Annotated in this window: 5 protein-coding genes; 3 read left to right on the top strand and 2 right to left on the bottom strand. The window is 62.2% G+C overall.

The window, feature by feature from the left end:
• Together WBB85_RS18410 and WBB85_RS18405 are read right to left on the bottom strand one after the other, a co-directional pair.
• Window positions 1-474, bottom strand: a 474-nt coding sequence (locus WBB85_RS18410; RefSeq protein ID WP_432640049.1) for a sigma-54-dependent Fis family transcriptional regulator, incomplete at its 3' end; no start/stop codon positions are given.
• On the bottom strand, window positions 471-2192 hold the full coding sequence (locus WBB85_RS18405) for an ATP-binding protein (protein ID WP_432640048.1): 1722 nt from the start codon (window positions 2190-2192) through the stop codon (window positions 471-473). The genes WBB85_RS18410 and WBB85_RS18405, both read right to left, overlap by 4 nt.
• A gap of 398 nt (window positions 2193-2590) precedes the next feature.
• Between WBB85_RS18405 and WBB85_RS18400 the strand changes: the two genes are divergently transcribed.
• The 3 genes from WBB85_RS18400 to WBB85_RS18390 all read left to right on the top strand — a co-directional run.
• Complete coding sequence (locus WBB85_RS18400; RefSeq protein WP_432640047.1) at window positions 2591-3220, top strand: helix-turn-helix domain-containing protein; 630 nt, start codon at window positions 2591-2593, stop codon at window positions 3218-3220.
• Between the two features lie 135 nt (window positions 3221-3355).
• On the top strand, window positions 3356-4948 hold the full coding sequence (locus WBB85_RS18395) for an ABC transporter substrate-binding protein (protein ID WP_432640046.1): 1593 nt from the start codon (window positions 3356-3358) through the stop codon (window positions 4946-4948).
• Between the two features lie 62 nt (window positions 4949-5010).
• On the top strand, window positions 5011-5678 hold a 668-nt coding region (locus WBB85_RS18390; protein WP_432640045.1), incomplete at its 3' end, for a M24 family metallopeptidase.

The raw sequence follows: 5678 nt of genomic DNA, 5'->3' as shown, positions 1-5678 counted from the left end.
GACCTCGCGTCGCAACGCATCGGCCTGCGGGGACTGTCCGAACAGCATCCGCGACGCCGCATCCCCGGCCTCGATCTGCAGGCGCAGCCGGCGGTTTTCGAGCACAAGGGCCCGCGCCTTGAGCGCCTTTTCGACGACCGACAGGAAATCCGCCGGGGCGCAGGGCTTTTCAAGGAACGAATGCGCGCCTTCCGCCATCGCGCGCACCGCCATCGGCACATCGCCTTCGCCGGTCAAGAGGATCACCGGAAGGTCCGGGTCGGTCTTGCGCGCATGGTCAAGAAGGTGAAAGCCGTCCCGCCCCGGCATTCGGATATCAGACACGACCACCCCCGCGAAGTCGCGGGCGATATGGTCCTTTGCCTCGATGAAACTTGAGGCGAGAACCGGCCTCAGCCCAGCAAGTTCCAGCGTCTGGCCCAAAGCCTCGCGCACGGCGCGGTCGTCATCGACCAAAAGCACCCGTTCCGTCATGCGGCCCTCGCCTTACGCGCAGCATCAAGTTCAATGGTGAATTCGGCACCACCCTCTGGCCGGTTACGGCCAGTGATCGCCCCGCCGAAGCTTTGCACGATCCCGTAAGAGATCGACAGGCCCAGTCCCATCCCTTCACTCGCGCCGACTTCCTTGGTCGAATAGAAAGGATCAAAAACCCGGTCGGGTTCCTTGATGCCGGGTCCGCTGTCGGCCACAGACAGATGCACCCTGGCCTCCTTGCTGCTGACACGGATCGCCACCGTCCCGCCCTCGGTCATGGCATCGGCCGCATTGGCAAGCAGGTTCATGACCACCTGTTGCAACCGCACCTCGCCGCCACGGGCCCAGACCGCATGACCGGGGGGTGTCCAGTTGACGCTGACGCCCGCCGCGTGCAACCGCGCCTCGCTCAGCTCCAGTGCAGCCGCCACGACCTGAGCCAGATCGACATCGCTCATCGCTTCGCTTTCCTGCCGGGCGAAGGCGCGCAGGTTCTTGATGATCCGCCCCATGCGGCGGGCAAGGTCATTGATCCGGCCGAGGTTGTCAGCGGTCTTCGCAGGCTCGCCCCGATCAAGAAACAGACCGGCATTTTCGGCATAGGACTGGATCGCCATCAAGGGCTGGTTGAGTTCATGGCTGATCCCGGCCGACATCTGACCAAGCGCCGACAGCTTGCCCGCCCGGACGAGGTCCGCCTGCGCGCGGTGAAGCTGTTCGTTGGCCTCGGAAAGTTCGCGTGTGCGTTCATCGACCCGGCTTTCCAGCCGCGCATTCGCCTCGGCCTCGGCAGCAAGCTGCACACCCAGGGCCCGGCGGCGTTCCAGCAGCGCATAGAGGGCCGTGCCGATGACAATACAGGCCGCCGCGACCAGAAGCGCCTGCAACAGGGCCTGCCGTTCGGCCGGGGCGACGTTCACAAGCGCCTCACCCGTCATTTCGATCACAGGCAGGTCACGGGTCAGGTGCAGGGCGCGGGCTGGCAGATAGGGCCCGCCATCGACATCCCAGATTTCATGCCGGCCGATCTGGCGCACCTGGCGGTGAAGCAGGTCCGCAGGCACCTCCCCTTCGCCATGAGGCAGAAGGTCCAGCCGGACCAGCACAAGCTCATCCCGGTTCGACACGAACGCAATGCCGTCACTGTCGGTGAAGAAGACGATCATCGGTTCACCGCGCCATGTGACCTCGACCGCTTCTGTCTCGATCCGGGTGATCAGCGCCCCGGCAACCGGGCCTTCGGGCGAAAAGATCGGTGCCGCATAGACAAAGAGCCGCCGTCCGCTTGCCGGATCGATTTCATGGTGAAACCCCAAGGCCCCCTGCATCGCACGGCGGAAATAGGGGGTCGGGCCAAGATCGGCCCCATGCACCGCCCCGGATGAGGCGACAACCCGCCCTTTCGCATCCGTCATATGCAATTCGTCCGAGCGGGTCATGTCGGCGGTGCGGCGCAGCAGCAGGTCAACCTCTGCGGGCCCGGTATCGGGCTCAAGCGCGAGGCGCAGCACCTGCGGATGGTCGGCCATGAGAACCGTCATTTCCCGGTAGCGCTGCAACTGCCCAAGCAGCCGATCGCCCGCCAAAGCCAGATCGGCGCGTCCGCGTTCCTCCAGCCGTGTCAGCGCATCGTTCAGCGCCCGCCACCAGACCACACCGGTCACACCCCCTGCGAGGGCAAGAAAAAGCATCAGCGCCAGTATGCGTCGGATCATGCGGCCCTCCCTTCCCGGCGCAGTTTAGCCAAGGCGACCGACCGAAGGCCAGCGGCATCAGGCGATAGATCGCGACCGGACGGCGGACATGTCAACGGCCTTGCCACCGACCAGAGACCGTACAATTGCCCCCGATCAGCGGTCATGTCAGCCCGGAACCCGTGGTGACGCCCGGCGCAAAAGGGCCGCACGCCCACCCGGAGCGGTATGTTACGAATGGCGATTGGCCCCGGCGCAACCATCTGGAATTCCACACTGATGCGGAAAATCGCCAATCGCATGACATATAAGGATCGAAACGCCGACCCGCACCTGACGCCGGGTTAACATTCTTTTTAGCGTGACAAAAAAAATTATTGTCGTAGCATAGGAATTCACACGACTCGGATTGAGAACACTTGTCACGCCCGCTGCCGCAGACGACGACCAGTATCGGCCCGCTCATTCGCGGCCGCCGCAGGAAACTGGCGATCACGCTACAGGAACTGGGCGAAAGTTCCGGCGTCTCGGTCGGGTATCTCAGCCAGCTGGAACGCGACAATGCGACCCCGACCCTTGGAACGCTGGCGCAGATCGCCAAGGCGCTTGGCGTCGGGCTGGATTACTTCATCGCCACGCCGCGCCCCGCCGACGCGCTGACCATCGCCGCCAACCGGCCCAAATTCTCCATCGACGGGTCATCCGTCGTCTACGAACGCATCGGCGCAGAATTTCCCGGCAGCCAGTTGTCCTCGTTCATCCTGCATGTCCCGCCCGGCTACCGGTCTGAAACCGTCAGCCATGAGGGCGAAGAGATCGTCGTCGTCCTCGAAGGTTCGGTCGTGCAGGTGCTGGAGGGTGAGGAGTTTCGCATGCAGGTGGGCGACAGCCTGCATTACAGCGGCAACCGGCCGCATGGCTGGTACAATGACAGCGGCGACTGGGCCAAGGTGCTGTGGACCGGCACGCTGGAGCTGTTCCACGGCCCCACCCGCGCGGCCCCCATCGTACCCTCGCTCGCCACCGGATTGCGGGAGGATGGAGAATGATGCCCGCCCGCCGCGCCAGAAGATGCCCCGACCGCCCCCAATGAGCGGGCCGGGGATACCACCTGCCATTTCAACCCCTGAAATGACAGCAATAACCTGAAGAAAAACAATAACTTCAACACCTGGGAGCAAGACATGAACCTCAGATACCAACTCGCCACCGGCCTTGTACTAACCGCACTCAGCGTGGGTGCTGCCTCCGCCAAGACTCTGGTCTATTGTTCGGAAGGCTCGCCCGAAGGCTTCGATGCGGCGCTTTACACGTCCGGCACCACCTTCGACGCCTCCGAGCACACGATCTATGACAAGCTGGTTCTCTTTGAGACCGGCACCACCAATGTCATCCCGGGCCTTGCCGAAAGCTGGGAAGCGTCGGAAGACGGGCTGGAATACACGTTCCACCTGCGTCAGGGCGTCAAATTCCATTCGAACGACCAGTTCACCCCGACGCGCGACTTCAACGCGGATGATGTGATCTTTTCCTTCGATCGTCAGGGCAATGCCGAAAACCCGTACAATCAGGTTTCCGGCGGCACTTGGGAATACTTCAACGGCATGTCGATGCCGGACCTGATCAAGGAAATCGTCAAGGTTGACGACTACACGGTCAAGTTCGTCCTGAACCGGCCCGAAGCGCCGATGATTTCGAACCTCGCGATGGGCTTCGCCTCGATCGTGTCGAAGGAATATGCCGACGCGATGCTTGCAGCCGGTACGCCGGAAATGGTCAATCAGGCCCCGATCGGCACCGGTCCGTTCAGCTTCGTCGCCTATCAGAAGGACGCCGTTGTCCGTTACAAGGCCAATGCCGATTACTGGCGCGGTGCCTCGCCTATCGATGATCTGGTCTTTGCGATCACGCCGGATGCGAGCGTGCGCTATCAGAAGCTGAAGGCAGGCGAATGCCATGTTATGCCCTATCCGAACCCGGCCGATATCGAGGCGATGAAGGCCGATCCGGATGTGACCATGCTTGAGCAGGAAGGCCTGAATGTCGGCTATCTGGCTTACAACACCAAGGTCGCGCCCTTCGACAATACCAATGTCCGCAAGGCGCTGAACATGGCGATCGACAAGCAGGCGATCATCGATGTTGTGTTCCAGGGCTCGGGTCAGGTCGCCAAGAACCCGATCCCGCCGACCATCTGGTCCTATAACGACGCGATTGTGGACGACCCCTACGATCCGGAGGCCGCCAAGGCCGCTTTGGCCGCCGAGGGTGTGACCGATCTCAACATGAAGATCTGGGCAATGCCGGTGCAGCGCCCCTACAATCCGAATGCCCGCCGCATGGCCGAACTGATGCAGGCGGACATGGCCAAGATCGGCGTCAATGTCGAGATCGTCTCTTACGAATGGGGCGAATATCTTGACCGGTCGAAGGCCGAGGATCGCGACGGCGCGGTACTGCTGGGCTGGACCGGTGACAACGGCGACCCGGACAACTTCCTGGCCGTGCTTCTTGGCTGTGACGGTGTCGGCGGCTCCAACCGCGCCCAGTGGTGCAACGACGAGTTCGAAGACCTGATCCAGAAGGCCAAGGTTGCCTCGGACCCGGCAGAACGCACCCGGCTTTATGAAGAAGCACAGGTTGTCTTCAAGCGTGAAGCGCCCTGGGCCACGATCGCACATTCGGTCGTGTTCATGCCGATCAACCCGAAAGTGACCGGCTACAAGGTCCACCCGCTCGGCGGCCATATCTTCTATGGCGTCGATCTGACTGAATAATAACAATAAAAATTAGCGGGGCCGCATTGGCCCCGCCTTTCTTCCCCGGGGGGATACAGTTCATGACCGACCGTTACGCCGCACATCGTGCGATTGCGCGCGATTTGGGTGTTGATGCCGTGGCACTCGTGCCAGGGCCGAATTTCGAACGCCTCTATGACGCGTCCTTCGGCACCAATGAACGACCGATGGTTATTGTCATTCCGGCCGAGGGCACGCCCGCGGCCCTTGTTCCCAATCTTGAACTGACCTCCTTTGCCAAGCTCGGCTTTGAGGGCGAGGTTTTCGACTGGCGCGACCAGACCGGCTACAATGACGCGTTTCTGGCCATGGCAGGCCATCTGCCGCTTGGATCGGTCGCTGTCGAAGGTCAGGTGATGCGGGTCTTTACCCATCACGCGCTGACCTCGGCCAATCCCGGCCTCAATGTCATCGATGGCGAAACCCGGATCGCCGGATTGCGGCTGAAGAAAACACGCGCGGAAATCGCGGCCCTTTCCGAGGCGATCCGGATATCCGAAACCGCCCTTGGCGAAACGCTGGATCAGGTCAAGGCGGGCATGACCGAAGCGCAGGTCGAACGCATCCTTGTCGCCGCCCTCTTTGCCCATGGGGCTGACGATCAGGCCTTTGGCGCGCTGGTTGCGGCCTCGGACAATTCCGCCCATTCCCATGCCCATGCCCGCGACGATTATGAAATACAGGCCGGAGATGCGCTGCTGATCGACTT

The sequence above is a fragment of the Albidovulum sp. genome, from assembly GCF_049646345.1.
In the GTDB taxonomy this organism is placed as follows: domain Bacteria; phylum Pseudomonadota; class Alphaproteobacteria; order Rhodobacterales; family Rhodobacteraceae; genus Albidovulum.
Note: the sequence above shows the minus strand (reverse complement) of the source record. Positions and strands in the feature narration are given on the sequence as shown.